Origin of the sequence: Paraburkholderia dipogonis (assembly GCF_042680985.1) — a bacterium.
Taxonomy (GTDB): domain Bacteria; phylum Pseudomonadota; class Gammaproteobacteria; order Burkholderiales; family Burkholderiaceae; genus Paraburkholderia; species Paraburkholderia phytofirmans.
On record NZ_JBHUFR010000008.1, the window covers coordinates 94,278 to 120,850 of the forward strand.

General features: G+C 62.5%; 24 protein-coding genes and 1 riboswitch. Of the genes, 11 read left to right on the top strand and 13 right to left on the bottom strand.

Translation table 11 applies throughout. The features are described 5' to 3' along the window. Positions 1-272 precede the first annotated feature (272 nt). The gene (locus ACFSNN_RS10465; protein WP_134456033.1) at positions 273-1,574 is read right to left on the bottom strand and encodes an aspartate aminotransferase family protein; all 1,302 of its coding nucleotides are present in this window, start codon (positions 1,572-1,574) and stop codon (positions 273-275) included. A gap of 104 nt (positions 1,575-1,678) precedes the next feature. Between ACFSNN_RS10465 and ACFSNN_RS10470 the strand changes: the two genes are divergently transcribed. From ACFSNN_RS10470 to ACFSNN_RS10495, 6 genes are all read left to right on the top strand, one after another. Then, positions 1,679-2,536: a LysR family transcriptional regulator gene (locus ACFSNN_RS10470; protein WP_134456034.1), complete on the top strand. Its 858-nt coding sequence runs from the start codon at positions 1,679-1,681 to the stop codon at positions 2,534-2,536. 530 nt (positions 2,537-3,066) lie between these two features. Next, positions 3,067-3,939, top strand: coding sequence for a manganese catalase family protein (locus ACFSNN_RS10475; protein ID WP_134456035.1), 873 nt, complete (start codon positions 3,067-3,069; stop codon positions 3,937-3,939). Positions 3,940-4,104: 165 nt separating this feature from the next. After that, positions 4,105-4,887 (top strand): ABC transporter substrate-binding protein, encoded by a 783-nt coding sequence (locus ACFSNN_RS10480; RefSeq protein WP_134456036.1) that lies wholly within the window; start codon positions 4,105-4,107, stop codon positions 4,885-4,887. A gap of 211 nt (positions 4,888-5,098) precedes the next feature. Further along, positions 5,099-5,518: a DUF1810 domain-containing protein gene (locus ACFSNN_RS10485; RefSeq protein WP_134456037.1), complete on the top strand. Its 420-nt coding sequence runs from the start codon at positions 5,099-5,101 to the stop codon at positions 5,516-5,518. A gap of 497 nt (positions 5,519-6,015) precedes the next feature. Further along, a complete protein-coding gene (locus ACFSNN_RS10490; RefSeq protein WP_134456038.1) occupies positions 6,016-6,420 on the top strand; it encodes a GFA family protein in 405 nt (134 codons plus the stop codon). A gap of 27 nt (positions 6,421-6,447) precedes the next feature. Continuing rightward, positions 6,448-6,966, top strand: coding sequence for a low affinity iron permease family protein (locus tag ACFSNN_RS10495; protein WP_134456039.1), 519 nt, complete (start codon positions 6,448-6,450; stop codon positions 6,964-6,966). A 55-nt stretch (positions 6,967-7,021) separates the two neighbouring features. Here the strand turns inward: ACFSNN_RS10495 and ACFSNN_RS10500 are convergent, their stop codons facing one another. Together ACFSNN_RS10500 and ACFSNN_RS10505 are read right to left on the bottom strand one after the other, a co-directional pair. Next, positions 7,022-7,612, bottom strand: coding sequence for a TMEM165/GDT1 family protein (locus tag ACFSNN_RS10500; RefSeq protein WP_134456040.1), 591 nt, complete (start codon positions 7,610-7,612; stop codon positions 7,022-7,024). 9 nt (positions 7,613-7,621) lie between these two features. Beyond that, positions 7,622-7,804: riboswitch (yybP-ykoY riboswitch) on the bottom strand. An 81-nt stretch (positions 7,805-7,885) separates the two neighbouring features. After that, positions 7,886-8,626: a hypothetical protein gene (locus tag ACFSNN_RS10505; RefSeq protein ID WP_134456041.1), complete on the bottom strand. Its 741-nt coding sequence runs from the start codon at positions 8,624-8,626 to the stop codon at positions 7,886-7,888. Between the two features lie 189 nt (positions 8,627-8,815). On the opposite strand from ACFSNN_RS10505, the gene ACFSNN_RS10510 reads away from it, so the two are divergent. From ACFSNN_RS10510 to ilvD, 3 genes are all read left to right on the top strand, one after another. Next, positions 8,816-9,619, top strand: coding sequence for an anti-sigma factor family protein (locus tag ACFSNN_RS10510; RefSeq protein ID WP_244322737.1), 804 nt, complete (start codon positions 8,816-8,818; stop codon positions 9,617-9,619). After that, the gene (locus ACFSNN_RS10515) at positions 9,616-10,623 is read left to right on the top strand and encodes a DUF1571 domain-containing protein (protein ID WP_166799221.1); all 1,008 of its coding nucleotides are present in this window, start codon (positions 9,616-9,618) and stop codon (positions 10,621-10,623) included. The genes ACFSNN_RS10510 and ACFSNN_RS10515 overlap by 4 nt, the downstream gene beginning before the upstream one ends. A gap of 278 nt (positions 10,624-10,901) precedes the next feature. After that, positions 10,902-12,764, top strand: a complete 1,863-nt coding sequence (gene ilvD / locus ACFSNN_RS10520) for a dihydroxy-acid dehydratase (protein ID WP_012433041.1) — start codon at positions 10,902-10,904, stop codon at positions 12,762-12,764. 103 nt (positions 12,765-12,867) lie between these two features. Here the strand turns inward: ilvD and ACFSNN_RS10525 are convergent, their stop codons facing one another. Continuing rightward, positions 12,868-14,073: a tyrosine-type recombinase/integrase gene (locus tag ACFSNN_RS10525; RefSeq protein ID WP_134456043.1), complete on the bottom strand. Its 1,206-nt coding sequence runs from the start codon at positions 14,071-14,073 to the stop codon at positions 12,868-12,870. Positions 14,074-14,238: 165 nt separating this feature from the next. Here ACFSNN_RS10525 and ACFSNN_RS10530 point away from each other — a divergent pair, with 165 nt between their 5' ends. Further along, positions 14,239-15,303, top strand: coding sequence for a DNA-binding protein (locus ACFSNN_RS10530; RefSeq protein ID WP_134456044.1), 1,065 nt, complete (start codon positions 14,239-14,241; stop codon positions 15,301-15,303). An 85-nt stretch (positions 15,304-15,388) separates the two neighbouring features. On the opposite strand, the gene ACFSNN_RS10535 is transcribed toward ACFSNN_RS10530, so the two are convergent. From ACFSNN_RS10535 to ACFSNN_RS10560, 6 genes are all read right to left on the bottom strand, one after another. Next, the gene (locus tag ACFSNN_RS10535; protein WP_134458846.1) at positions 15,389-16,690 is read right to left on the bottom strand and encodes a c-type cytochrome; all 1,302 of its coding nucleotides are present in this window, start codon (positions 16,688-16,690) and stop codon (positions 15,389-15,391) included. 98 nt (positions 16,691-16,788) lie between these two features. After that, the gene (locus ACFSNN_RS10540; protein WP_377779167.1) at positions 16,789-17,220 is read right to left on the bottom strand and encodes a hypothetical protein; all 432 of its coding nucleotides are present in this window, start codon (positions 17,218-17,220) and stop codon (positions 16,789-16,791) included. Next, entirely contained in the window at positions 17,217-17,861 is a 645-nt protein-coding gene (locus tag ACFSNN_RS10545) for a cytochrome c oxidase subunit 3 (protein ID WP_012433034.1), read from the bottom strand. The genes ACFSNN_RS10540 and ACFSNN_RS10545 overlap by 4 nt, the downstream gene beginning before the upstream one ends. A gap of 1 nt (position 17,862) precedes the next feature. Then, positions 17,863-19,899 (bottom strand): cytochrome c oxidase subunit I, encoded by a 2,037-nt coding sequence (gene ctaD, locus ACFSNN_RS10550; RefSeq protein ID WP_134456046.1) that lies wholly within the window; start codon positions 19,897-19,899, stop codon positions 17,863-17,865. Between the two features lie 31 nt (positions 19,900-19,930). Further along, the gene (coxB, locus tag ACFSNN_RS10555; RefSeq protein ID WP_134456047.1) at positions 19,931-20,971 is read right to left on the bottom strand and encodes a cytochrome c oxidase subunit II; all 1,041 of its coding nucleotides are present in this window, start codon (positions 20,969-20,971) and stop codon (positions 19,931-19,933) included. Between the two features lie 149 nt (positions 20,972-21,120). Beyond that, positions 21,121-21,987, bottom strand: a complete 867-nt coding sequence (locus ACFSNN_RS10560; RefSeq protein ID WP_134456048.1) for an SDR family oxidoreductase — start codon at positions 21,985-21,987, stop codon at positions 21,121-21,123. 324 nt (positions 21,988-22,311) lie between these two features. Here ACFSNN_RS10560 and ACFSNN_RS10565 point away from each other — a divergent pair, with 324 nt between their 5' ends. Further along, positions 22,312-23,007 (top strand): HD domain-containing protein, encoded by a 696-nt coding sequence (locus tag ACFSNN_RS10565; protein ID WP_134456049.1) that lies wholly within the window; start codon positions 22,312-22,314, stop codon positions 23,005-23,007. 113 nt (positions 23,008-23,120) lie between these two features. Here ACFSNN_RS10565 and ACFSNN_RS10570 read toward each other — a convergent pair whose 3' ends face one another. The 3 genes from ACFSNN_RS10570 to ACFSNN_RS10580 all read right to left on the bottom strand — a co-directional run bounded on the left by ACFSNN_RS10570 (position 23,121) and on the right by ACFSNN_RS10580 (position 26,570). Continuing rightward, positions 23,121-23,312, bottom strand: coding sequence for a DUF2964 family protein (locus tag ACFSNN_RS10570; protein ID WP_134456050.1), 192 nt, complete (start codon positions 23,310-23,312; stop codon positions 23,121-23,123). A 373-nt stretch (positions 23,313-23,685) separates the two neighbouring features. Then, the gene (locus ACFSNN_RS10575) at positions 23,686-25,248 is read right to left on the bottom strand and encodes a DHA2 family efflux MFS transporter permease subunit (RefSeq protein ID WP_134456051.1); all 1,563 of its coding nucleotides are present in this window, start codon (positions 25,246-25,248) and stop codon (positions 23,686-23,688) included. A gap of 80 nt (positions 25,249-25,328) precedes the next feature. Next, positions 25,329-26,570, bottom strand: coding sequence for an HlyD/EmrA/EmrK family protein (locus tag ACFSNN_RS10580; protein WP_134456052.1), 1,242 nt, complete (start codon positions 26,568-26,570; stop codon positions 25,329-25,331). Positions 26,571-26,573 lie beyond the last annotated feature (3 nt).

Genomic DNA, 26,573 nt, shown 5'->3' on the forward strand with positions numbered 1-26,573 from the left:
ATATCTTATATAAGAGTCGCCGGCTCAAGATTGGGCTGTCATCGCCGCGCGGCTTTTGCTGAAAAAGGACGTTGGTCGCTTCCTGTGATCGCGGACGAAGCCGGCTTGACGGATTGCGAGCGAGTGAGGAGGGCGTTTCTACGGACCATTGGGTAGCAGCCTCACACGGTCCCCCGTTTCAAAAGCAGGGAAACCTGCGGGCCGCCTGGGCACGGCCGCCAATCAGCGCGCGGGGCCTGCGCTCGGAGAACGGCGGCCCCGCGCGCGATGAACTACAGCGACCGCTCGATCGCCTGCCCGAGCAGATCCAAACCCAGGTCGATCTCATCCTCGTGAACGGTCAACGGAGGGGCGATCCGGAACACGCCGCCCATGCCGGGCAATTGCACGATGTTCATGCTGAGCCCCAGGTTCATGCACTCGCGGGTGATCTTCGCGCCCAGCCCGTCCGCCGGCTCCTTCGTGCGGCGGTCCTTGACGATCTCCATGCCCAGCAGCAGTCCTCGGCCGCGAATGTCGCCGATGCAGTCGAAGCGCTCCATCAGATCCAGCAGGCCGCGTTTGAGTCGCGCGCCCATCAGGTTCGCACGCGCCACCAGTCCCTCGCGCTCGACCACCTCCAGCACCCGCAAACCGACAGCGGCCGGCAGAGGATCGGACACGTGGGTCGTATAGAACAGGTAACCCAATTCATGGGCGCGCTCCTCGATCTGCGCGGATGTCACGACAGCCGCGAGCGGCAGACCGGCGCCCAGTGTCTTCGATAGCGTGAGAATGTCGGGCGTGACGCCGTCGCGCTGGCAGGCGAACATCGTGCCCGTGCGGCCGACGCCGGTTTGCGCTTCGTCGAGGATCAGCAGCATGCCGCGCTCCTCGCATTTGCGCTTCAGCGCGGCCATGTAGCCTTCCGGCAGTTCGATGATCCCGCCGGAACTCAGAATCGGCTCAGCAATGAAAGCCGCCAGATTGCCGCTGGACTGACGATCGATCAGATCGAACGCATAGTCCAGCTCCGCCAGGTAATCGTATTCACCATGGCGCTCGAAACGCGGCCGGTACAGAAACGGAGCGGGGATCGCGAAGGAGCCGACCGCGGCCGGACCGACGCCTTTGCGACCGGCGCTATAGGTGGCGGATGCCGCTGCCCCCGTCATGCCGTGCCATGACTGCGCAAACCCGACGATTTCATATTTGCCCGTGACCAGCTTCGCCATGCGAATGGCGGCCTCGTTCGACTCCGCGCCCGTACTGAGCAACAGCGCGCGGTCGAGTCCGTCGGGCGTGATCTCGGCGAGGCGGGTCGCCAGGTCCACCACCGGTCGCGATAGCATGCCGCTAAAGAGATGGTCGAGCTTGCCGGCGTACTCGTTGATGACCGAGACGATTTCCGGATGGCTGTGTCCCAACACCGCGCTCATCTGGCCGGAGGTGAAATCCAGAATCGCGCGGCCGTCCGCGTCGTAGACGAAACTGCCCTGAGCGCGCTCGATGATCATCGGCTCGAAGGTGCCGCCGTAGCGGATGAGGTGCTGCCTGGCGTTGCGCCAGAAAACTGCATCATTGTTTCGCGACACTTGCTTCTCCTTGACGGCCAGCGGGAATAACTTGCAGTCTAGATGGCGCTCTGGTTTCATAGAATCGAATAGTTCTTATCGAAGATAGAAGCGGGCCTAATACCTTGAGTCTTTCACTCGAAATCGATCTGCTGCGCTCGTTTATCGTCGTCGCCGAAGTTCGGGCGCTCAGTCGCGCGGCGAACCGCATCGGCCGGACCCAATCGGCGCTGAGCCAGCAGATGAAGCGCTTGGAAGAGATCGTCGATCAGCCGTTGTTTCAGCGCACGGGTCGCGGGGTGGTGCTGACGAATCCGGGCGAACGCCTGTTGATTCACGCGCAACGCATTCTGCGGCTGCACGACGAGGCGATGGCCGATCTATCCGGCAAAGGGCTGTCGGGCACGATCCGCTTCGGCTGCCCGGACGATTACGCCGCTGTTTTCCTGCCGCATTTGCTGCGTCAGTTTTCGAGCCAGCATCCGCATGCACTGGTCGAGGTGATTTGCGCGCCCACGCCGCGCCTGCTCGAACAACTGGACATGCATGCGCTGGACCTCGCCATGATCTCCTTGCCGGATGACGCCGCGAACGACGACATCATTCGCCGTGAGCCGCTGGTCTGGGTCGGCTATGCGGGACTGGATTGCGCGCATTTCGATCCGTTGCCGCTGGCGCTTTCCGATCCGGACACGCTCGACCATGTGGCGGCCTGCGAAGCGCTGCAACGCGCGGGCAGGGCGTACCGCATCGCTTATGCGAGCAGCAGTCTTGCCGGCCTCACGGCCCTGGTGCGCTCGGGGCAGGCCGTCGCCGTCATCACGCAGACTGCCGTCGCGCCGGATCTCTCCGTACTCGACGGCGACCCTGCGCTCCCGCCTTTGCCCACCATAGGCATTACGCTGAAGTTCGAGCGCAAGCGTCCGTCCCATCTGATCACGGTATTCGCGGAGCACATCCGGCTGACGCTGCCGTTGCTGTGATCGAACAGGCTCGCGCGCGGAGCGTTGCGCGGCTTCAGTCGTGAAACTCTTCGTAGACTGCGCGATTCACGCCAAACACACGATGAATTATTTGTCGCGCTATGCGCTTTCGTTTGCGCAGCGGAACTGCAAAGCAAGGAGCACGTAAATACCGCTTCCATACCTGCGAACGCACCCGACAATCGAACTCGCGAAGAGGCCGCTTCGCTTCTCCGGCTTCTCCGGCTTCTCCGCAGAACCATGATGCTGGCGCCGCACGGCCAGTCAAGCGATCGTATTCGCGCGATGGGCACAGCGCATGCTGAACAATCAGCGGCAATGCGTTGCCATGCACGGCATTTCCGCCGAGCATCCGCCAGAGCGTCCGCTCTGAGAGCCGGACGCCCACCGTTGGGTGCGGGCAGCCATTCGGTTGCACCGCTGTCCGGATTGATCCATGGTCGCACGCGATTCTCGACGGGTACAGGGACGTAGCAGGTCGATGTCCGCACCCGTACGGAGTTGCTTCGGCCAATCACCGGAGAAGTCACATGTTCATCCATAACAAACGCCTCCAGTACACCGTGCGCGTCGCCGCGCCGAATCCGGGTCTCGCGAATCTGCTGCTCGAGCAATTCGGCGGGCCTCAGGGCGAACTCGGCGCCGCCTGCCGATACTTCACGCAGGCGATCGGCGAAGACGATCCTGGCCGAAAGGATCTGTTGTTCGATATCGCAACGGAAGAAATGAGTCACCTGGAAATCGTCGGATCGATCGTGGCGATGCTGAACAAGAGCGCCAAGGGCCAACTTGCCGAAGCCGTGGAGGCGGAGGCAGAGCTCTATCGTTCGATGACGGGCGGAGGAAACGACTCCCACACCACCGCGTTGTTATACGGCGGCGGCCCGGCCCTGACCAATTCGGCCGGCGTGCCCTGGTGCGCGTCGTATGTCGACACGATCGGCGATCCGACGGCCGACTTGCGCTCGAACATTGCCGCCGAGGCTCGCGCGAAGATCGTCTACGAACGCCTGATCAATGTCACCGACGATCCGGGCATCAAGGAAACACTCGGCTTTCTGATGACACGGGAAATCGCGCACCAGAAATCGTTCGAGAAGGCCCTGCATTCGATCCAGCCGAACTTTCCGCAGGGCAAGCTTCCTGGCGTGCCGGAATACACGAGCGTGTACTACAACATGTCGCAAGGCGATGATGCGCCGCGCGGGCCATGGAACGAAGGTCCGGACTGGGAGTTCGTCGAGTCGCCGGAGCCGGCCGTTGACGGCGGTGATGGCCTCGCCACCGTCAACGTGTCACAACGTGATGTGAAGGTGTTGCAGGCAATGGCTGCGCGAACCGCGTCGGATGCGGACTCGGATCCGACGACAGGCGCGGACCTTGGTTCGGGTCAGACTGTTTGACGTGGTCCCATGCGTGGTGCCATGCGCCATACGCATGAGTTGATTTTTTTTATGAATTGGTAAGACCGGACGAATTACGGTCGAATGGCGGGCGCCGCGCGCCGGATACGGTTCCGGCAGCGGAGCCCGCCGCTCATTCGTTTAAAAGGTCATGAAAGGAAAAACATGAAATCCCTGCTTGCAAGCCTGAGCATTGCGATGCTGGCTATCTCGTCCGGCAACGCGATCGCGAAGGAATGGTCGACCGTGCGGTTCGGAGTCGACGCGAGCTATCCGCCGTTCGAATCGAAATCCGCCGACGGCAAGCTGGTCGGCTTCGACATCGACCTGGGCAATGAAATCTGCCGCCGCCTGAATGCGAAATGCGTGTGGGTCGAAAACGCGTTCGACGGAATGATTCCCGCGCTGAAGGGGCGCAAGTTCGACGGTGTGCTGTCGACCATGTCCATGACGCCGGCGCGTCAGGCGCAGATCGCGTTTTCTTCGAAGGTATTCCGTATCCCGACCCGTCTCGTCGCGAAGAAGGGCTCGACGATCACGCCCACGCCGGAAGCGGTGAAGGGCAAGCGAATCGGCGTAGAGCAGGGCACGATCCAGGAAACCTACGCGAAAACTTACTGGGAGCCGGCCGGCGCGGTGATCGTGGCTTACCAGGATCAGGATCTCGTTTACTCGGACCTGCTTGCTGGACGCATCGATGCATCGCTGCAGAACGCCGTGCAAGCTGACGTCGGTTTCCTGCGCACGGCGCGAGGCAAGGACTTTGGGTTTGTCGGCAACGCGCTCTACGACGCGAAGACGCTCGGAAGCGGCACCGCGATCGGTTTGCGCAAGGAAGACACCGACCTGAAGGCGCAGATCGACAAGGCGATCGCCGACACACGCGCGGACGGCACATACGACAGGATCGCGAAAAAGTATTTCGACTTCGACGTGTACGGCCAGTGAACGCGGTGGCCTTCGCCAAGGCCTGAATGTCTTGCCCGACTCATGCATGAAGTGTTCGCAACGGGTGCTGTACGGTGGCGACTTCTCATGTGGATTCGGGCATATTGAAGGTCTCGCACGTCGAGCAATATGATTGATCGGCAGTGAGACATTCATATCGTTTCACGCTTTGAAAGCGCCATAGAAACGAAACGGCGGAACGGAGAGCGAATTGAACGACCCTTTCAACCTGCAGCGCTTTGTCGACGCACAGGATCCACTCTACGCACAGGTCTGCGACGAACTGCGCGACGGCCGTAAGCGAAGCCATTGGATGTGGTTCGTGTTTCCACAGATACAGGGGCTTGGGGCGAGTGCAATGGCGCAGCGGTTCGCGATTTCGTCGTTGGCCGAGGCCGATGCTTATCTGCGCCATCCGGTACTGGGTGAACGGCTGAGGCAATCGACCCAATACGTCAACGTTGTCGAAGGTTCTTCAATCGAGGACATTTTCGGGTATCCGGATTATCTGAAGTTTCATTCGTCGATGACGCTCTTCGAGCGCGCGGCGATCGACAAAGCGCCCTTTGCTGAAGCGCTCAGGAAGTATTTCCACGGCCAGGGTGATCCGCTAACGTTGGAGCGCTTGTAGCGATGAGGCACGCAGGCTCGACATGCCCCATGCAGTTCGAGTCAGCTACGCGTATGCCTTTTCTTTTTGGGCTTCGGCGGTGCGAGCGCAGCGGTCCAGAAAGCGGTGGTCCCGCGCTTTGCCGCCGCCGTCGCGTGACCGCGCGCTGAGCCCGCCACTGCGTTGGCTCCGCTCAGCCACATGCTGAGAAACGGGTTCTTTTTCATCCACGGATTTTTCATGTCGGGCCCGATCGAATAACGGTTGTCCAGTTCATCCCTCACAGAGATCGCAACGGGCATACCTGTCGGGCTGCGATTTTGTAAGTTCGTGCAATCGCGCATCGCGCGGATACCCTGGACGTTCAGCTAATTGCTTCAGCAGCTCTCGTGATAAGTGGGCATACCGTTTGCTCAGTCGAAGAACGTCGATACGAGTCGAACGCGAAGATTCCGAGGACGAGAGATAAGTAACGGTTTGACTCGCAGTCCCCGCGCTCCGCGAAGGAGGGTGCAGTGATGGCGAACAGTGAATCAGTCGGACAAACCGGCGGATGTGCGTGCGGCGCGGTGCGGTTTCGCGTCACCGCGAGCCCCCGGCGAGTGTCGATATGTCACTGTATGACATGTCGGCGAATACACGGCAACGTGTTTGGCGGTTATGCCATGTTCGAGCGTGCCGCCGTGGAATGGTCCGGTCCTACCCAGGCGTGGCAAAGTTCGCCCGAGGCGCGAAGGCATTTTTGTCCGACATGCGGGTCGGTCGCGTTCATGGAACACGACGACAGTGACGAACTGGATCTTCCGCTTGGCGCCTTTGACCGCGTGGACCTGTATGAGCCGAGCTACGAGCTTTGGTGTTGCCATAAAGAGCCATGGCTGCCCGCCGGGGTGCGCGCCGAATATAACGAAGACAGACTATGACGCTTGTCGAACCTTCTGGAGCCGGTCATGACGACACAACCCGCCGCGTCTTCATCAACTGACGAACTCGATACCGTTCCTGACACATCGAGCCCTGCGTACGCCAGCCGTCATCCGTTGACGCGCCTGTTCGACCGCTTTGCAAGCCTCGTTACGCGGTGGGCCGGCTCACCGGCCGCCTTCTGCCTTGCTGTACTGACGGTCGCTGCCTGGGTAGTCACAGGGCCCATCTTCCACTACTCGGACGGATGGCAACTGGTCATCAACACCGGCACCACCATCGTCACCTTTCTCATGGTCTTTCTGATCCAGCAGAGTCAGAACAAAGATAGCGTGGCGTTGCACCTGAAGTTGAATGAATTGCTTTCCTCGCATCGAGCCGCGAATAACGATTTGATCGGTATTGAGGACGCGTCCGAGGAAGAACTCCGAAGGCTTGCGGCAGCCTACCTGCGTTTGTCCACTCAGTCTGCCGCTGATGCTCCGGGTTCGCCCGCAAAGGGCGGCACGGTGGAGGAACCGGTCCGGCAGACCGTCGAAAGTTGACGACAGCGGAGTCGGTGTTGCGCACTCCGCAAGCGTACCAAGCCGACCCTGCGGACTAGAACAGCGGGTGCTCGTGCGGATACAACGCCGTCCTGAGGGCAAAGCCACCGAGGACAACGAAGATCACTGCGGCCAGAATGTGGACCGCCTTGGTCGGCAGACGGTCGGCAAACTTGTGTCCCAGGTAGATGACGGGCACGTTGGCCAGCATCATGCCGAGCGTGGTGCCGGCGACCACGCCGAAGAATTCGTGAAACCGCGCGGCCAGCGCGATCGTGACAACCTGCGTCTTGTCGCCCATTTCAGCGAGGAAGAACGTCAGCGCCGTGGTGCCGAACACACCCATCGGATGCTTGGTCGACAGCGCCTCGGCGCCGTCGAGCTTGTCGGGAATCAGAATCCACACAGCCATGACGGCAAATGACGAGACGACCGCCCAGTTCAAAATCGAGGGACTCAGAACGCTGGCAAGCCATGCGCCCAAAGCACCGGACGCTGCATGATTGATGAGCGTTGCGACAAACACGCCGAGAATGATTGGAATGGGCTTGCGATATCGGGCGGCCAGCACCAGGGACAACAGTTGGGTCTTGTCGCCGATTTCGGCTAGACCGACCACGCTGGTCGAAACGAGGAACGATTGCATAGGTTGTGAGCCGGGCCGCGCAGTACGTACGCGATGACGCGCATTCCGGCGACCCGGTCAGGTCGGAATGCGAGTCATCGGTCTTGCCAGGCATAGTGCTGTGCACGCCATGGCGGTCTGTCGACCACCAAGTATGTTGACGGGCACCCTCGAGCATTGCAGTCGAGGCGGCTACTCCCCAATGAGAGCGGCGATTCTACATTGTCTCGGTCGAGTAACGCAAATCGTCAGATTTCCGGAAGCGGGTGCGTCGAGATAAGAGAAGGCGGCCTCTCACATCATGCCGCCCGAGCTTCCAATGCCGCCGACTCCGGTGCCGCCCGTGCTGTTATTCGGCGATGTAGCAATCGGATGTGCCGCCCCGGTCCTGGCCATCAGCGCGACGGCCGCGGCATCCGGTTCGCCGTTGGCGTCGATCGCGCCGCGAGCCAAGAGCGCTTCGAGATCGCTGTCCTCGCCAGGTTGGCCCGCAGAGAATGCGGTAGTCAGGAAATTGGGCGCGGACAGCGTGACACCATACATCTGCTGCAAATTCTGGACGACCGCGGCCTGCGCGGTCAGAACGTCGGCCTGATTCGCCAGCACTTGCTGGAACTGCGAGTTCACCGCGAAGCCGGCGATGAGTCCGGTCTCATTCGTACCGAGTTGCGCCGCCAGATACGACACCAGCAGATCCGTCTCCGGCGTGACGTTGTACGTACCGCCGGCGAACGCAACGGAGTGCAGCATCGTTACGCCCGAGGTCGCGGCGATCAGGCATGGCATCAAGGCGTTGAGCGCTGCGTGAAAGTTTCCGTTCATATCCGCTGCAACCGACATCGAACCCCGCGCGCAGTCGATGTTGATCGTCGCATTCGCCAAGGCCTTGCCCGTTGCCGCCGTGCCGGCGATCGAAACCATCGACGTCCCGCCGCTGCCGCCGCCACCACCTCCGCAGCCCGCGAGCCACACGAGGCCCGCCACCAGCAGCGTTGCGCCGACAGGTCGAATGGAGTGCTGCTGTCGAATGTTCATCGAAGTCTGCCGTCGATTCGGACACGACATCTAAACGATCCGGCGTCACCGCCTATTCCATCTTTCGCGCAAACCTTCACATCACACGATTGGAATAGAGCGACCCTGCCGGGCGTTTATTCAGGGTATTGATGCTGGGTCTTGCGAGTCCCGCATCAGGGCAGGGTAGATGCAAACGGCAACTCACCCATGAAGGACGACACCAACCGCGGGAGGCGAGGCGTGGGCAGCATGGACTGGCGATCGCTATCGGCGTTCGCTGACAATGAGCTGTGCGCGTCGGAGCGCGCGGCCACGCTCGTCTGGCTGACGACCGACCCCGAGGCGGCCGCACGCGTGGCCGATTACCGTGCGCAAAAAGCCGCGCTGACGGCATTGTTCCGGGAGCCGCGAGACGACGCGCGTTATATCGTCGTGTGCCGCCTCGCGCCGAGATGGCGGCGGGCTGGCCTTGCCGCCTCCTGCATGGCGATGGGCGTGGCGCTCGGCTCGTCATCTGCCTGGGTGTCGGCGAAATTCGCGGCGGAGACACCCGTGTTCGCGGAGCGCGCCGATCTCGCTTTCGCGCTGTACGCGCCCGAGCAACGCCACCCCGTGGAGGTCGCGGCGCTGCCACGCGATCATCTGGTCAACTGGTTGTCGCGGCGCCTCGATCGACGCTTGTCGGTGGCTTCGCTGCGGGGATATGGGTACGCGCTGATCGGCGGTCGCCTGCTGCCCGGCGAATCCGGACCTGCCGCGCAATTCATGTATCAGAACACGGCCGGCGCCCGGCTCACGATGTACGTCGAAGCGGTTCCGGAAGATGCGTCGGCATTCCGTCTGTTTCGCGACGGTGACCGCAGCACGTTCTACTGGGGCAGTCAGGGAACGGGGTGCGCGCTGACCGGTCAACTTTCCGAGGTCCAATTGCGGCCCATGGCGATCGACGCATGCAGCACGCTCGGGCAATCCTTCAAACGCCGCTTATCGAGCACGGATCAAAACCCATGACGTTTTGCGGGTCTGGCATTCCCGATCATCCGATGCGGCGGCGCACGCTGCCTGCCGCGCGACGCCCCGCAATCGCGCAGATGTTGCGGTACGTGCTCGCCTTGACATGCCTGGCTGTCTCGGCGGCCGCGTTTGCGCAACCGGACAGCCCGATGGCGCCGGCTCCGTCCGCTGCATCGGCGGGATGTACGGATGCCGGCGCGTCGGATACCGTGAACGCGGACATCGACGAATTCCGCTGTCTCACGGCTCGCGAACAGGCAATGTCGTTGCGCGCGCGGATCGAAAACCACTCGATTCTGACGCTGACCGACGATCAGCTCCTTGCCTTGATGGACGCGATGAAGCCAGATGCCTTCGTCGAATACGCGAAGTCCGGGATGATTACCGACGACGCCTACCAATACAGCATGTTCCGGCAGGAGCGCATCTCCGGAAGATGGCCGGCGCGGCCCGATCACATGGTGATCCGATATCAGGACAGCCCGCGAAGGGTCTACGTAAAATGGCTGCCCGACGGCGCCCATGCGGGACAGGAGATTGTCTACGACGAAACCACGGACCCCGGCAGCATCGTCGGCCATCTCGGCGGCCGCTTGCATGTCGTGTCGGGCAAGGTCGCCGTCGACGGTCCGTTCGCGCACGCGCAGTCCCGCCATAGCGTCCGGGACCTGGGCCTGCAGTTCATCGCGCGCACCGTCGAGCACGACGCGCGCAGTTTTCGTGAAGAGGGCCTCAGCGAAAAGCCGAGCCGTATCGAACTCATGAACGCGCACGGCACGCGGTTGCTGGCGTGGACATGGACGGCTCCGTCGGGACCGCCCGCGCATTACGCACCGCGTGTGCGGCTGCTGTTCGATCTTCAGCACACATGGCCCAGCGGCGAGGCCGCCTGGGACGAGCAGGGCGGCCTGCTGGAACTGATCCGTTTCGAAGACGTCGAACCGCGCCACTGGAGCGAATTGGTTTTCGATCGCAGCAACCCCGAATATGGTTTCCGCTGACAGCGCGCTGCGGGGAAACTTTTCACACGAGCGCCGCTTCCTCACCTAGGACCCATCGTCCATTAATATCTTTTCCGACCTAATCACGCCGGAAAAATATATTGGACGTCTTACGCGTCCTCTCGCACTATTCGTACCTTCCCAGCCGCGCGCGCGTGTCATTGCCGGACGCAAGCCGCCAGCCGCACGCAATCGCTGCGCCGTCGCTGTCCGCAAACAGCACTGCGGCCAGTCTGGGCACAATTCCAATTTGACGACCCCAATACCTGAGGACACAGATGCCTGACTATCGATCGAAAACTTCGACCCATGGCCGCAACATGGCCGGCGCGCGCGCCTTGTGGCGCGCCACCGGAATGAAGGACGGAGATTTCGGCAAGCCCATTATCGCGGTGGTGAATTCGTTCACGCAGTTCGTGCCGGGCCATGTGCATCTGCGCGACCTCGGCGCGCTCGTCGCGAAGGAAATCGAAGCGGCCGGTGGCGTCGCCAAGGAATTCAACACCATCGCCGTCGACGACGGCATCGCCATGGGTCACGGCGGCATGCTGTATTCGCTGCCCTCGCGCGAACTGATCGCCGACTCGGTGGAGTACATGGTCAACGCGCACTGCGCCGACGCCATGGTCTGCATCTCCAATTGCGACAAGATCACCCCCGGCATGCTGATGGCCGCCATGCGCCTGAACATCCCCGTCGTGTTCGTCTCCGGCGGTCCGATGGAAGCGGGCAAGGTCAAATCACCGACGGACGGCCAGGTGATCGCCAAGATCGACCTGATCGACGCGATGATCAAGGCAGGCGACTCCCGCGTGAGCGACGCCGAAGTGGCGGAAATCGAGCGCAGCGCGTGCCCGACGTGCGGTTCGTGCTCGGGCATGTTCACCGCGAACTCGATGAACTGCCTGACCGAAGCGATCGGTCTGGCGCTGCCGGGCAACGGTACGATCGTCGCCACGCACGCCTGGCGCAAGGGTCTGTTCGAACAGGCCGGCCGGCTCGTGGTGGATCTGTGCCGCCGCTACTATCAGGAAGACGACGCCTCGGTCCTGCCGCGCAGCATTGCCAGCAAGCAGGCTTTCGAGAACGCCATGGCGCTCGACGTCGCCATGGGCGGTTCGACCAATACCGTGTTGCATCTGCTGGCCGCCGCGCAGGAAGGCGGCGTCGATTTCACGATGTCCGACATCGATCGCATCTCGCGTAAAGTGCCGTGCCTGTGCAAAGTGGCGCCCGCCACCGACAAGTTCCATATCGAAGACGTGCATCGCGCCGGCGGCATTCCCGGCATTCTCGGCGAACTGGCCCGCGCGGAACTGCTCGATCTGTCGTGCGGCAACGTGCATAGCGGCACGCTGGGCAACGCCATCGCCAAATGGGACGTCGCCGGTGGCGCGGGCGAGGAAGCGCAGAAGTTTTTCCGCGCGGCGCCGGGCGGCATTCCCACCACGGTTGCGTTCAGCCAGGAAGCCACTTTTGCCGCGCTGGATACCGACCGCAACACCGGCTGCATCCGCAGCAAGCAGAGCGCCTATTCGAAAGACGGCGGCCTCGCTGTGCTCTACGGCAACCTCGCGGAAAAGGGCTGTATCGTCAAGACCGCCGGTGTCGATGAATCGCAGTGGATTTTCTCCGGGCGCGCGCGCGTCTTCGAGAGCCAGGACGACGCCGTCGAAGCCATTCTGGGCGACAAGGTCGTGGCGGGCGACGTGGTCGTGATCCGCTACGAAGGCCCGAAGGGCGGTCCCGGCATGCAGGAAATGCTTTACCCCACGTCGTATCTGAAGTCCAAGGGACTGGGCAAGAGCTGCGCGCTCTTCACCGACGGCCGCTTCTCGGGTGGTTCGTCGGGGCTGGTGATCGGGCACGCGTCGCCGGAAGCGGCTGAAGGCGGCACGATTGGCCTGGTGGAAGAGGGCGATGTGATCGAGATCGACATTCCCAACCGCAAGATGCACCTGGTCGTGTCGGATGCGGAATTGGCGCGCCGTCGCGAAGCCATGGAGGCACGCGGCGACAAGGCCTGGCAGCCGGCGAATCGTGAACGCGTGGTGTCGCAAGCGTTGCAGGCCTACGCCGCGCTGGCGACCTCGGCGGACCGCGGCGCGGTGCGGGATCTGTCGCAACTCAAGCGCAAGTGATGTGGGATGGGCTCTGGCGCTCGCTGTCGGGCGGCCGGGGCCGGAAGGGATCGATAGGCAGACAGGTGTCTATCGATCCCCGTGCTGCTCGTCGATATCAGCCTCACTTTCCCTCAGGCTTGGAATCGTCCCAGTTCATGCGGTGGCGATCCACCGTTTCTCGATGGCGCGCATCGTCTTCGGTATGCAAATAGAGGCTGGTCGTGTTGAGCGACACGTGGCCCAGGTTGTCACGGATCGTGCGCAGGTCCACACCGCCATCCGCTTGATGCGAACCCGCGGTATGCCGAAGCCAGTGCGCCGAGGCTCGCTCCAGTTCATCCGCCCGATCTGAAAACTCCACGCCTTTCGAGCGCAACCAGCTGGCCGCATTGCCAAAAATGCTCTTGATCGCGTCGTGAATGGCGGAACGGGACAAACATCGGTGGCGGCCTCTGAATGGAATCACCAAGGGCGTTTCTTCGCTGCGAGTGGGCAGCGGCCCCAAACCATTTTCAGTTCGGTAAAGCCGCATTTCCTGAATCAGTTCGGGCGAGGCGGGGACAACGCGTTCCTTGTTGCCCTTGCCGAGCGTTTCGAGCCACCACTGATCCTTGCCATCGGCGCCTAGCCGACGGGAAAAATCCCCCATTTTTCCGCTTGCTACTTCAGATATGCGCATGCCTTGCAGATAGAAAAGCGTCGTCAGCCAGCGGCTGCGGGCGTAATAGGCACGCTCGTCGGCGGTCTCACGCGGCAGTTGCTCGACAAATACCTTCACTTCATCCCATAGCGACGTCGACAGGTAACGCGTTACGCGCGGCGCCGAGCGTTTGGCCCGCTGTCGAAGCAGCGCCATGGGATTGCCCCGCAGATAACCGGCGTTGACGAGCCACGTGAACATCGCATTCAGGATGATCAACGCCTGGCGCTGGCTGGCCGGCGACAGCGGCCCATTGAACGGACGCCAGCGCTCGTCGCCGCGGGGAAACTTGCCGCCCGTGCTCGACACCCAGCGAGCGGCCGGCTGCGGATCGACGAGAAATCCCTTGAACAGCAGCAGATCCTCGTGCGTCAGCGACGACAGCGGTTTGCCGAGTTGCACGACGGCCCACAGCAGCAGCCGCTCAGCTTCCTTGCGGTAGTTGTCGAACGTGGTCCTGGTGTCGGCGTAGTTCGAAAGCCAGGCGCGGACGGCGTCGAGATCATTGGTGGCGGACAGTTGCGAGCCACCGGCCGCGCCACGATTGGTGCCGTCGCGACCGTCGAGAATTGCGGGAACGACGAGCGATTCGACGGGCTGAACAGTGACAGCTTGAGCATTAGGCACGGTTTTAGAGGTCCCGAAGGCAAGGTTCGACGTGAAAAACGTCTAATACGATTTACACGACATTATAGTACTAATGTCGTGTAAAGGATAGCGGATAATTAATTATTCAACGTAATACGTTGTATTATCAACATATCAGGATAAATCAGCCGCCAAAGGATTCCCATGCCTCTCGAAGCCGACATTGAAGCGCTGCGTGAACGCGTCCCGGACACGCAGGAGCTCTACCGTGAGGTTTGCGCGCTGATGTTCTTCCGTTACGGAGAAACGCCGACCGCGAACAAGCTCTATCAACTGGTTCGCAAAGGCAGCATGAGCGCGCCGGCGAAAGCCTTGCGGGATTTCTGGACCGAAGTCAGGGACAAGACGCGGGTCGACGTCGGGCAACCGGATTTACCGGCCGAAGTCGCAACGGCCGCCGGCGAATTGGCGGCGACGCTTTGGCGGCTATCCGGCGACACGGCCAATGCGGCGCTGGAAGCCTTCAGGCAGGACGCCCGGCGCGAAATTACCGAGGCACGCGAAAACGCACAAGGGTTAGCCGCGGAACGCGACACGGCGCTCGCCGCCGCCGAGCAGACATCGCGCGACGCGGCGGACGTCCGGATTGAAAACACGAAGCTGCTCGCTCGCCTGGTCGAACTGGAAACCGCCAGAACCATGCTGACCGAGCAACTCGCGCAGTCCAGAAAGGAAAGCGCGGCCGCGGCGACGGCACTGTCGGACGCCAGACGGGAATTCGCCGACGAATTGGGCAAGCTGCGTGTCATGCACAATCAGAGCGAACAGCGCCTGGCCGCGACTGAAAAGCGGGCGCTTCTCGAAATAGACAGCGAACGAACGGCTGCGCGCCAGACGCGCCAGGAACTGCAAGCGGCCATAGATCGGATGGCCGAGGCTCAAGCCACGCATCAGGTGGAGCGAGACCAACTGCGTGATGCCCTTGCTGCGGCGAAAACCCAGTTGGCGACGTCGCTGACGCGCTGTGCGGACGTCGAAGGAGAATTGGCGTCGCGGGAAATGGCGCTCGGCGAACAGATAGCGGCGACCGAACTGCTTCGCAAAAAGCTCGAAGCGCTGTCTCATCAACTGGTGGAAAGCGGGCGCTCCGCTGCTACGCCCTCGCCCTCTCCTCGTCGCCCCTCATCAACCAGAAGGCGGAGCGTGCGCCGCGATCTGAAGTTCACGGAAACGGCAGCGGCTCGCAGGTCGACCGCCGAAGACCGGTGAAATAGCAGGCGCCGCGTGTTGCGCGCACGGCGCGCTCATCGCGATCGCGCAATTGCCGGCGCTCGATGCATGCCTTCCACGGCCGTTATTTGTGCAACGCATGCCGCACTGCGGACACGTCATGAGTCGTGACCGGTTCGGCCGCATTGCCCCACGTGTTGCGGATAAAAGTCAGAACGTGCGCGAGTTCGCTGTCAGTCAGTTTGTTCGCAAAGGCCGGCATCTTGCGCGACTCGGGGCCGCCATCCGTGCTCGGACTGCCCCCGCCCTCCACGAGCAAACGTACGAGCGAGGTGGTTTGCGGCGCGAGCACGGCCGGATTGCCCACAAGGCGCGGATATTTTTGCGGTACGCCCGCGCCATCCGACTGATGGCAGCGTGCGCAATACGTTGCATAGATGCCCGCGCCTGGCCGCTCGAGTTCGCCTGTCTTCAGCGCCTGCATGCTCTGCAGCGCGCCCCGCGAACCTGCATTGAAGTGCCCGCTCTGAGCGCGCGGCGGCAAGCTCTTCAGATAAGTGGCGATGGCCGCGAGGTCGGCATCGTCGAGATACTGCGTGCTGTCTTCCACCACTTGAACCATGCTGCCGAAGGTGACCAGGCCGCCGCCGTGGCCGTGCTTCAGGAAAGCGGCGATATCCTCCGCGGAGCTTCGGCCGAGGCCCGAACCGGCGTCGGCCGTGAGGTTCGGTGCGAACCAGTGGTCGTTGGTGCCGCCGGTCAGATAAAGCGGACTTGCCTCGGTGTAGCCGCGTTCCTCGTAAGCCGGCCCGCGTGGCGTGTGGCACGCGCCGCAGTGACCCAACGATTGCACGAGATACGCGCCGCGATTCCATTGCGCGTCGCGCCCTGCTTCCGGCTTGAAGCGCTCGCCCGGCGCGAACGCCCAGTCCCAGAACATGAGCGCCCAGCGCTGGTTGAATGGGAACGGCAATCGGGTTGGCGGAGCCGGCGTGGCGACCGGCCGCACGCCATACATGAAATACGCGTAGAGCGCGTGCATGTCGTCATCGTCGATCTTCGCGAACGATGGGTACGGCATCGCCGGATAAAGCCGCTTGCCGCCTCGCGCAACACCGTCGCGCAAGGCACGCGCGAAGTCGTCATAGCTGTAGAGACCGATGCCTGCCTGCGGGTCCGGCGTGATGTTCGACGAATTGATCGTGCCGAACGGCGAGGCCATGCCGAGGCCGCCGGCGAACGGCGTCGCCGGAATCGGCGCCGTGCCGGGTCGCACGACGCGTGGCGCGGCCGTATGGCAGCCTGCGCAGTCGGCGGCCTTGGCAAGATAGGCGCCGCGCGCGATCTGCGCGGCATCGGCCGACGTTGTGCTGCCGGGTGCGGAGCCTGCTGCCGCGTAGCTGGAAGCAAGCGCGCCGAGGGTCATGGCGAGCATCACGGCGGCAACGCGTGCGCCATGCCGAAGCCATCGCCCATGCGGGCCTTCGCGGTCTGATGAGAGAAACGGATTACGCGCGCGCATCGTCACCACCACTTGCACGGCGACACGAGCGCCAGTGCGATATCGGTTGCAATCAACGCGAACAGAAACAACGCACTGCACATCATCGCGATGCGTGTCAGGAAAGCGTCGAGTCCGCTTCGCCTCTGGCCTATGCCGCCCAAGGCGCCCTCTTTCGCCGCGTCGAGGCGACGAACATTTCGCCAGGCCGTCAGCGCGCCGAACGCGCCGGCCGCGAGACATAGCGCGCTGACGACGACGAGCGCCGGCCTCATCCACGGCAGCGCCGGCGACGCCAGCGGCCGATCGAGTGGATAACAACTCTGCGCGGCCAGCGTCTCGGCGATGATCATCTGCGTGAGCCATGCACACGGCGCGACCAGCAGGCCGATCAGCACGTGTCGCATGGACACGGCGGACGCGGCGGACGATTCGACGCTCAGTGGCGGCTTCATGTTGCCGGCCATGACAGATTCCGAAACAGATAAGGCGTCAGATACAGCGTGCTGAAGATGAACAGCCACACGACATCGACGAAATGCCAGTACAGGCCGCCGATGGTCAGCGCCGCGCAACGTTTCTCGTCGAAATAGCCGAGCGCGGTCCACAACAGCAAAAACAGCAACACGACGATCCCGACCACGACGTGCGCCATATGGAACCCCGTGATGGTGAAATACAGCGAGCCATACAGATGCGTCGTCAGCCCGTACGGATGATCGTGCCATTCGAGCAACTGAATACCCACGAATACGATGCCGAGCAGGACGCCCAGCGCCATCGAGGCCACGGCCCACTTCAAGCGCCTGCGCCTCACACAACGCTCGCACAACCAGACGAACACGCTGCTCGACAGCAGAATCACCGTGTTCGTGATGCCGAGGCCGAGCTTCGGCAGGCCTTCAGGCGGCCAGCGCTGCGTACTCTGCGAGGCCAGATAGAGATATGAAAAGATCAGGTATCCGAACAACGCGCCTTCGGTTGCGATCAGCGTGAGGCAGCCCCACCAGCCGCCCGAACGTTCGCCTGCGCTGCCGATCGGCAAGGGCTCGGCCGGTTGGGCGGACGTCTGGCTCAAATCGGCGGCGTCGCTCATGTCACTCTCCCCCCGCGTCATGAACGGTGGCCGGTTCGCGCTGGATCAACGCACGTTCGGGCCACAGCCAGACGATGATCGACACCGCGCATCCCGCCAGCATCGCGCCGGCAAATGTCCATGCGCTCATCGCGAGTCCCGCGAACACCAGCGTCGCGAACACCGCAAGCCAGAACGGCGCGTACGAATCGCCCGGCATCTTCAGGATCACGTCGGGATTCGCTTCGAGAGCGGTCGTACCCAGCGCCTCGCGGCCTTGCGCGAGCAGATAGCCTTCATGCAGTTGCGAGCGCGCGTGAAGCGTGACGCCCGGCTCCTCGATGCGGCCTTCCCATAGAGGATGACGGCTCGCCAGCGTCGGCACCACCGCGAAGTTGTACGGCGGAGGCGGCGAACTCACCGACCATTCGAGCGTGGGCGCGTCCCAGGGATTGTCGCCGGCCGGTTTGCCGCGCTTCAGGCTGACCAGCAGATCGATCATGAAGATCAACACGCCCGCCGCGAACAGAAACGACCCCAGCGACGTAACGAGATTCACCGTATTCCAGCCCATGTCGGCGGGATACGTATAGATGCGTCGCGGCATGCCGAGCAGACCTGCGATATGCATTGGAAAAAAGGCGATATTGAAACCGGCGAACAGCACCCAGAAACCGAACTTGCCGAGCCGTTCGCTCATCATCCTGCCGGTGAATTTCGGAAACCAGAAATAGATGCCGCCGATCACCGGAAACACGTTGATGCCGAGCAGCACGTAATGCAGATGCGCGACCACGAAGTACGTGTCGGTGAGCTGCCAGTCGAACGGCACAGCTGCGGTCATCACGCCGGATACGCCGCCCACCACGAACAGAAACACGAAGCCTGCAAAAAACAGGAACGGCACGCGAAACACCGGCCGGCCGGTCCAGATCGTTGCGATCCACGCGAAGGTGGCGACCGCGCTGGGAATCGCGATCACCATGCTGGCCGCGCCGAAAAACGACAACGCGAGCGCCGGAATCCCGGTCGCAAACATATGGTGAATCCACACGACGAAACCGATCACCATCGTCGCGACCGTCGAGAGCGCGACGGGCCCATAGCCGACCAGCGGGCGCCGGCAAAATACCGGCAACGCATCGGAGACGATGCCCATGGCCGGCAACACGACCGCATAGACCCACGGATGCGCGAAGATCCAGAACAGGTGTTGCCAGAGCAGCGGACGTCCGCCGTTCAGCACGTCGAAGAAATGCGTGCCGATGCGCCGGTCGAGCCACAACAGAAAGAACGCCAGGCTCACCGAGGGCACGGCCAGCAGATTGCCGCCCGACGCCGTGAGCGTGCCCCACACCAGCACCGGCATGCGGTTCAGCGACATGCCGGGCGCGCGCATCCGCAGCAGCGTGACCACGAAGTTCATCGAGCCGACCGTCGTCGAAATGCCGAGCAGCACCATGCCGAGCGCGTAGACATCGATATTCGGACCGGTGCTGTACTCGAGCCCGGAGAGCGGCGCGTAGTTGAACCAGCCGGCATCGGGCGCCTGCCCCGTCGGAAAACTTGCATACAGAAAGATGCCGGCAAACAGGAACACCCAGTACGAGAGCGCATTCAGACGTGGAAACGCCATATCGCGGGCACCGAGCACGAGTGGCCACAAATAGTTCGAGAAGCCGGACAGCACCGGCAATGCGTACAGGAAAATCATCGTCACGCCGTGCATCGTGAAAAGCTGGTTGTATTGCTCGGGCGTGAGAACCGTCGCGTTGGGCCGCGCCAACTGGATGCGCATGATGAGCGCTTCGATTCCGCCCATCAGCAGGAAGACGAACGCGGTCACCAGATAGCGCAGACCAATGGTCTTGTGATCGACCGTCGAGAGCCAGCCGCGCCAACCCGGCGGCGCTTCCCAGATCTCGCGCAGACGCTTTTCTTCGGCGCTGCCGGGCGTGACGCGGCCATATTGCGGCGTGCGCGTGAGTGGCTTTGCCGCACTGTGTACCGCGGCTTGCCGTGCGCCTGGTGTCGAATCGGGCCTCGCGTGGTCGGACATTGAAAGACGCTCCTGATTGCCGGCTAAGTTCTCAATGCAGCGTGGCCAGATAGGCCGACAGTGCGGCGGCGTCGCCGGCACTCAGCGCGATGCTCGGCATCAGCGCCTCGGGTTTGATCGACTGAGCGTGCTGAACCCAGTCGAGTAAATGAGCCGGCGTATTGGTCAGCGCACCCGCCGCAATCAGGCTGCGCGAGTTCAGATGCGTGAGATCGGGCGCTTGCAGACCGTTAGCATCCGTGCCGCGAATCGTGTGGCAGCCGGCGCAGCGCTCGGCGAACAGATGACGGCCGGCGGCAACACTGCTGTCGGTCGCGGCTACCGCCGGTCGTCCCTGCGCGTCGCGCCACGCGTTGAAATCGGCAGGACTCTGCGCGACCACTTCAAAAGCCATGTGTGCATGCTGCGCCCCGCAGAACTGCGAGCATTGCCCGCGATAGACGCCTGCCCGATCGGCCTCGATCCATTGCTCGTTGGTCTGGCCGGGGATCGTCTGCGTCTTGCCCGCGAGTTGCGGCACCCAGAAAGCGTGCACGACGTCCGCGCTTTTCAACGCTATCTTCACAGGCTCGCCCACGGGAATGTGGATCTCGTTGGCGGTGCTGAAGTTGCGCGCCGGATTGGGATCGTCGGCGTAGTCGACTTTCCACCACCAGTCGTACGCGGTCACGGTAATGCTCAACTGGGGATGCGTGGCAGGCGTTGCAACCGACTCCAGTGTGATGAGGATATAGACCAGCATCGCGAGCAAGGCTACCGACGACACGCCCGTACCGATGTAAATCCAGCGCATGCCGCCGCCCTCGGCATCAAGCGAGTCGCTCGCAGCCGAAGGACGCTTGCGAACGATCGCGGCGATCAGCAATCCTGCAATCACGACTGTCACGGTGACCGAAACACCCGCCATCGCCCAGCCTAAATGCACGGTCGGCGCGGCGGCCGGTCCGGCGGCGTGAAGGAAATAATTGAGCGGCGCGATCGGACTGGCTTGAGCCCTCGTCGCCGACAGCGTCAAAGCGACGCAAGGAATGCCGACAAGAGCGCGCTGGGCAACAGCTGTCGTCGATCGCATCCATGTCTCCTGATGGCCCCCGCCGACGGACCCGAAATTGACATGCCGCGCGTAAACGCAGCGCCGGAATAAGGACGCAGTAGCAAATATCGGGCCGCGCCGCGACGCGGCACGACGCGGATCGCAACCCGCGCCAGCGCCGCAAACGCTCAGATAATCGGCGCCCCGCCCGTCACCGCGATCGTCGCGCCCGAGATATAGCTGGCTTCGTCGGAGGCCAGCATCACATAGGCGGCGGCCAGTTCGGCGGGCTGACCCGGCCGTTTCATCGGCACCCGCTCACCGAATTTCTCGACTTTTTCGGGCGGCATGGTCGATGGAATCAACGGTGTCCAGATCGGCCCCGGCGCGACGCAGTTCGCCCGTATGCCCTTCTCCGCCAGCAATTGAGCAAGGCCGCCGGTGAAATTCTGAATCGCGCCTTTGGTGGTCGCGTAGGCGATCAAGCCCGGATTGGGATGATCCGCATTGATCGACGACGTATTCACGATCGACGCACCCGGTTTCATGTACTTCACCGCCGCCCGCGTGATCCTGAACATCGCGCCGATGTTGGTATCGAAGGTCTTGTTCCACTCTTCGTCGCTGATGTCTTCGAGCGACGGATAGCTCATCTGATAGGCCGCATTGTTAACCAGCACGTCGAGCCGGCCGAACGCCTCGAACGCTCGCTCGACGATCTCCTTGCAATGCGCCGGGTTCGTGATGTCGCCTCGCAGCAGTAACGCCTTGCGGCCGGCGTCCTCGACCCAGCGCGCGGTTTCGCGCGCATCGTCGTCTTCGTTGAGGTAGGCAATCAGCACATCGGCGCCCTCGCGCGCAAATGCAATGGCGACCGCGCGTCCAATTCCGCTATCGCCGCCGGTAATGATGGCCGCCTTGCCGGCGAGACGCCCAGAGCCTTTATACGATTTCTCGCCGTGATCCGGTTGCGGTTTCATGGGCGCGGTTTGCCCGGGCGTCTGATCCTGCTGCTGGTTCGGAAACGGTGGCGTGGGACGTTGCGTGTCGGTCATGACAATCTCCAAAGCGCGAATGGACATACGCGGCGCGCTGAAAGCACGCGGCGGCTTGCCTCAATGCAGCAACGTTCGGACCCGCGCGCGTCGGCGTGTATAGACCACGTCCGCTGCGACCACGCGAGCGGATGGCAGAAAACGGCGTATCACTGGCACGCTTTGCCGGTCGATTGCCACTCATCCCGATACGACTACGACGGATACTTGGACATCCCCGGACAGTGCTCACAGCGAACCGATCGACACCGCTGCATGGACATTGCCCGAACGACACGAAGTCCATCGCCTCACGAGGCACTATCTTTGTCCAGGAGAAATTCGATGAGTACGAGCATTGCCGGCATTCACATTCCAGACAGCCGTCTCGCAAGAGCCGCAACCGATCTGGTCCGCGACACCGAGAACGATCTGCTGTTCAATCACTCGCGCCGCGTGTTCCTGTGGGGTGCGTTGACCGGTGCGCGCCGCAACCTCGCGTACGACCCCGAGCTGCTGTATATCGGCGCGATGTTTCATGACATGGGGCTTACGCCTGGCTACGCCAGCAAGACCGATCGTTTCGAAGTCGACGGCGCGAATGCCGCGCGCGACTTTCTCAAGAGCCATGGCGTCAACGAGTACGACATCGAACAGGTCTGGTTGTCGATCGCGCTTCACACCACGCCGGGTGTTCCGGAGCATCTGAAGCCGGTGGTTTCGCTGGTGACCGCGGGCGTCGAGATGGACGTGCTCGGCCTGCGGTATCACGAATTCGATGACGCGCAGCGCGTCGGCGTGGTGGCCGCGCATCCGCGCGAGCAGGACTTCAAGAACCTGATCATCGACGCGTTCGCGCAAGGCACGATCAGCAAACCCGAAACCACGTTCGGCAACGTCAAAGCCGATGTGCTGGAGATGAAAGATCCCAGCTACAAGCGGCTGAACTTCTGCCAGATCATTCTCGGTTCGGCATGGGATGACAGTCAGGCGGGTCACGTCCATCACGCGGGATGCAATCACGGGGCCGCTGCGGAATAACGGTCCGCGCGAAACGGCCGATGCGAAACTCAAAGGCGCGCCAACCGGAAACCCGGTGGCGCGCCGTTTTTGTCGGCTCGGCAATCTTTCAGTTTGCAATGACGCGTCTGATTTCAGGAGCTATCCGTCGGTCGCGGCGTCAGCATCAGCGCCAGCACCGCGACGCCTAGCACCAGCGAGATGCCGCCATACAACATGGCATTGCGAATGTCGAACAGCACACCGTGAATGACCATCGCCATGCCACCCAGCGCGACGAACACCGCGATGGCCGCGAATACGATCCGACGTTCGGCGCGAATCATGGCGCTCTCCCGCAAGACGTTAGTGCCGTAAGACGCACAGGAGCAACGAAAGACCACGAACCGCGCGATATTTTTATGGCAACCGCTGTTGCGCGCAACGCTCGGATCTTCCGCTCGGGTCACCGCGATGAGCCAGTTCGCTCACGTATCGACGATGCCTGTCGAAAAGCTTGCATCGGTTCGACTTGAACCAGTCGCAAGCCGCTTTATAAGTTGGTTTGTAAGTTGATTTGTAAGTCGGTCTACTAGCCGCCTATCGGATTTCAGCCATGACGCTCACGCGTGTTTTCAGCCGGAAATCTGAATCTATCGTAGGCGGCGAACAGGCAATAGTAAATACGGATAACCATGCCGCTCGCCACCTGTGCCGCCTTCAATGACCACCCGCTCCCGTCGCCGCGGCCGAACTGGAGCGATCCGGTTTCGTCACCCAGATCAGCGGGATGATCAATACGAAGATCACCGCCGACAGCCAGAAGATATCGTTCAGTCCGAGCATGGCCGCCTGGGTAGTCATCGAGCGCTCGAAGAACGCCATCGCCTGAGCGTGACTTCCGCCCAACGCACTTTGCAGCGCATCCAGCGCGCCCGTGTAAGTCGGATTATTCACGCTCGTCTGCTCGGCCAGTTGCGAATGATGCAGGATCGTCCGGTCGTTCCATCCCGTCGAGGCCAGCGACGTGCCCACCGCGCCGGCGAACACCCGCGCGAAATTCGACAGCCCCGCCGCTGCCGGAATCCGGTCGGGCGCGAGGCCGGACAGAATGATCGCGGTCAGCGGCACGAAAAAGAGCGCCGTCGGGATGCCTTGCAACAGCGTCGGCAAAACCAGCGTCCACGTATCCACACCGGTGGTGTAGTTCGAGCGCATGAAGAAAACGCCGGCGAAACCGACGAAAGCCAGCGTCGCCAGCACGCGCGCATCGGACTTCGGCATGATCTTCGCCATGACAGGCGCGAGAATGACGGCGAAGATGCCGAGCGGCGCGGTGGCCAGACCCGCATCGACGGAACGGTAGTTCAGATACTCCTGCATCCACTGTGGCAACAGCACGAGGTTGGAGAAAAACACCGCGTACGCCACCGAAATCGCGATTGTGCCGCCGAGAAAATTGCGTTTGCCGAACAGGCGCAAATCGACGATCGGATTCTTTTCCGTCAACTCCCAGATCACGAAGAACGCAAAGCTGATCGCCGCGAACACCGTCAGGGCGATGATCACCGGCGAGTTGAACCAGTCGAGATCCTTGCCCTTGTCGAGCATGATCTGCAACGAGGCGACCCATGCGATCAGCGAGAGCAGGCCCACCTTGTCGATCGGCAAGCGCTTCGTCGGGGTCTCGCGGGTGCGATAGATCGCCCACGTCACGCCGGCTGCGAAGAGACCGACCGGAATGTTGATGTAGAAGATCCATGACCACGAGTAGCTGTCGGTAATCCAGCCGCCGAGCGCCGGGCCGGCAATCGGGCCGACCGTCGCGGTCATCGCCCACAAGGCGAGCGCGGTCGCGGATTTCTCTTTCGGATATGAGCCGAGCAGAATGGCTTGCGACAGCGGGATCAACGGACCCGCCACCGCGCCTTGCAGAATTCGCGCGGCGAGCAGCACCGGCAGATTCGGCGCGATTCCGCACAGCCACGACGACAGCACGAACAACAGGATCGCCCCGACGAACAGCTTGATTTGCCCGACGCGCTGCACGAGCCAGCCGGTCAACGGAATCGCGATGGCGTTGGCGGCGGCGAACAGCGTGATCACCCACGTGCCCTCGTCCACGGAGACACCGAGATTGCCGGCGATCGTCGGAATCGCCACGTTCGCGATCGATGAGTCCAGCACGTTCATAAACGTGGCGAGCGCCACGGCAAGCGTCGCCAGCACCAGCTTGCCGCCAGTCAGCGGCGGCAGCGTGGCGGGCTGCGTCGATCCATTCATTTCATCACCTGTCGAGGAAGGCAAAACTATCTGACTTATCAGTTAAATGCGCGAAACAGCGGCGCTCGGTGGCCGCGGGTTCAACCGGCCTTGCGTGCGGTGTTTTTCTGCGTGGGGCTCGCGGCCACCTCGTGCTTCGCCGGCATGTTCTGCTCGATGATCCGCGCGATCTCCGCGTCGGCTTCGTCGCCGTACTGCGCGAATACGTCGGTGTGATACGAGGTGTTGATCGCCGCGCCAAGTTGAGGGCCCGTTTCCTCGTGCGTGTCCACTTCCACATCCATCGAGAGGCCAATGCGCAGCGGGTGCGCGTTCAGTTCATTCTGATCGAGCAGGATCCGCGCAGGCAGACGCTGCACGACCTTGATCCAGTTGCCGGTGGCGTTCTGCGCGGGCAGCGAGGCGAAGGCCGCGCCCGTGCCCGCCGAAAAGCCTTCGACCCGGCCGTGATACTTGACGCTGGAACCGTACACGTCCGCGGTGAGCGTGACGGGTTGGCCGATGCGCATGTGCCTCAGCTGGCCTTCCTTGAAGTTCGCATCGACCCACACGCCGTCGAGCGGCACGATCGCCATCAACGGAGTGCCCGGCGCCACGCGCTGGCCGACCTGCACCGAACGGCGCGCGACGTAGCCGGTCACGGGTGCAGGCAAGGTGTTGCGCGCGTAGCTCAGGTAGGCATCGCGCACTTTCGAGGCCGCGGCCTGCACGTTCGGGTGCTGTTCGATCGACGTGCGGTCGGTCAGCGCATGGTTGGCCTCGGCCTGCTGACGCGCGGCGTCGAGAGCGGCCTGCGCGGAGCTGACGGCGTCGCGGGCATGGGCGATGTCCTCGCCGGACACCGCGCCCGTTTCGGCCACTGCCTGACGGCGCTTCAGGTCGTCGTTGGCGCGGGCCAGATCCGATTGACGTTGCGCGACGGTCGCCGCGTAGAAATCGTTGTTCACATAGAGGCCGCTCACCTGGCGCACGGTCTGGCCGAGCGTCGCTTCCGCGTTCGACAACGCGACCTTCGCGTCGGCGTTATCCAGGGTGACGACCGGCGCGCCCTGCTTGACGATCTGCGTGTCGTCGGCGTTGACCGCGACCACTGTGCCGCTCACTTGCGGCGTCAGTTGCACGAGGTTGCCGCTCACGTAGGCGTCGTCGGTGGATTGGTAGTAGCGGCCGCTCGTGTAGTAGTACGCGCCGTAGCCCGCGCCGGCCAGCACGACGGTGGCGGCCAGCAGGGAAAGCAGCAGTTTGCGCTTCGCGGGAGCCTGCGTTTGCAGGGGTTTGTCCGCTTCCGCCGTTGCGCGGCTGGTTTTGATCGTGTCGCTCATGAT

What these genes read in the sequence shown, in the direction of transcription:
- ilvD (WP_012433041.1), top strand. Translation starts at nt 10,902, where the DNA reads ATGCCTGACTATCGATCGAAAACTTCGACCCATGGCCGCAACATGGCC.
- ACFSNN_RS10530 (WP_134456044.1), top strand. Translation starts at nt 14,239, where the DNA reads ATGCCTCTCGAAGCCGACATTGAAGCGCTGCGTGAACGCGTCCCGGAC.
- ACFSNN_RS10580 (WP_134456052.1), bottom strand. Translation starts at nt 26,570, where the DNA reads ATGAGCGACACGATCAAAACCAGCCGCGCAACGGCGGAAGCGGACAAA.
- ACFSNN_RS10560 (WP_134456048.1), bottom strand. Translation starts at nt 21,987, where the DNA reads ATGACCGACACGCAACGTCCCACGCCACCGTTTCCGAACCAGCAGCAG.
- coxB (WP_134456047.1), bottom strand. Translation starts at nt 20,971, where the DNA reads ATGCGATCGACGACAGCTGTTGCCCAGCGCGCTCTTGTCGGCATTCCT.
- ACFSNN_RS10475 (WP_134456035.1), top strand. Translation starts at nt 3,067, where the DNA reads ATGTTCATCCATAACAAACGCCTCCAGTACACCGTGCGCGTCGCCGCG.
- ACFSNN_RS10570 (WP_134456050.1), bottom strand. Translation starts at nt 23,312, where the DNA reads ATGATTCGCGCCGAACGTCGGATCGTATTCGCGGCCATCGCGGTGTTC.
- ACFSNN_RS10515 (WP_166799221.1), top strand. Translation starts at nt 9,616, where the DNA reads ATGACGTTTTGCGGGTCTGGCATTCCCGATCATCCGATGCGGCGGCGC.
- ACFSNN_RS10480 (WP_134456036.1), top strand. Translation starts at nt 4,105, where the DNA reads ATGAAATCCCTGCTTGCAAGCCTGAGCATTGCGATGCTGGCTATCTCG.
- ACFSNN_RS10545 (WP_012433034.1), bottom strand. Translation starts at nt 17,861, where the DNA reads ATGAGCGACGCCGCCGATTTGAGCCAGACGTCCGCCCAACCGGCCGAG.
- ACFSNN_RS10565 (WP_134456049.1), top strand. Translation starts at nt 22,312, where the DNA reads ATGAGTACGAGCATTGCCGGCATTCACATTCCAGACAGCCGTCTCGCA.
- ACFSNN_RS10575 (WP_134456051.1), bottom strand. Translation starts at nt 25,248, where the DNA reads ATGAATGGATCGACGCAGCCCGCCACGCTGCCGCCGCTGACTGGCGGC.
- ctaD (WP_134456046.1), bottom strand. Translation starts at nt 19,899, where the DNA reads ATGTCCGACCACGCGAGGCCCGATTCGACACCAGGCGCACGGCAAGCC.
- ACFSNN_RS10500 (WP_134456040.1), bottom strand. Translation starts at nt 7,612, where the DNA reads ATGCAATCGTTCCTCGTTTCGACCAGCGTGGTCGGTCTAGCCGAAATC.
- ACFSNN_RS10495 (WP_134456039.1), top strand. Translation starts at nt 6,448, where the DNA reads ATGACGACACAACCCGCCGCGTCTTCATCAACTGACGAACTCGATACC.
- ACFSNN_RS10540 (WP_377779167.1), bottom strand. Translation starts at nt 17,220, where the DNA reads ATGAAGCCGCCACTGAGCGTCGAATCGTCCGCCGCGTCCGCCGTGTCC.
- ACFSNN_RS10535 (WP_134458846.1), bottom strand. Translation starts at nt 16,690, where the DNA reads ATGACCCTCGGCGCGCTTGCTTCCAGCTACGCGGCAGCAGGCTCCGCA.
- ACFSNN_RS10490 (WP_134456038.1), top strand. Translation starts at nt 6,016, where the DNA reads ATGGCGAACAGTGAATCAGTCGGACAAACCGGCGGATGTGCGTGCGGC.
- ACFSNN_RS10510 (WP_244322737.1), top strand. Translation starts at nt 8,816, where the DNA reads ATGAAGGACGACACCAACCGCGGGAGGCGAGGCGTGGGCAGCATGGAC.
- ACFSNN_RS10505 (WP_134456041.1), bottom strand. Translation starts at nt 8,626, where the DNA reads ATGAACATTCGACAGCAGCACTCCATTCGACCTGTCGGCGCAACGCTG.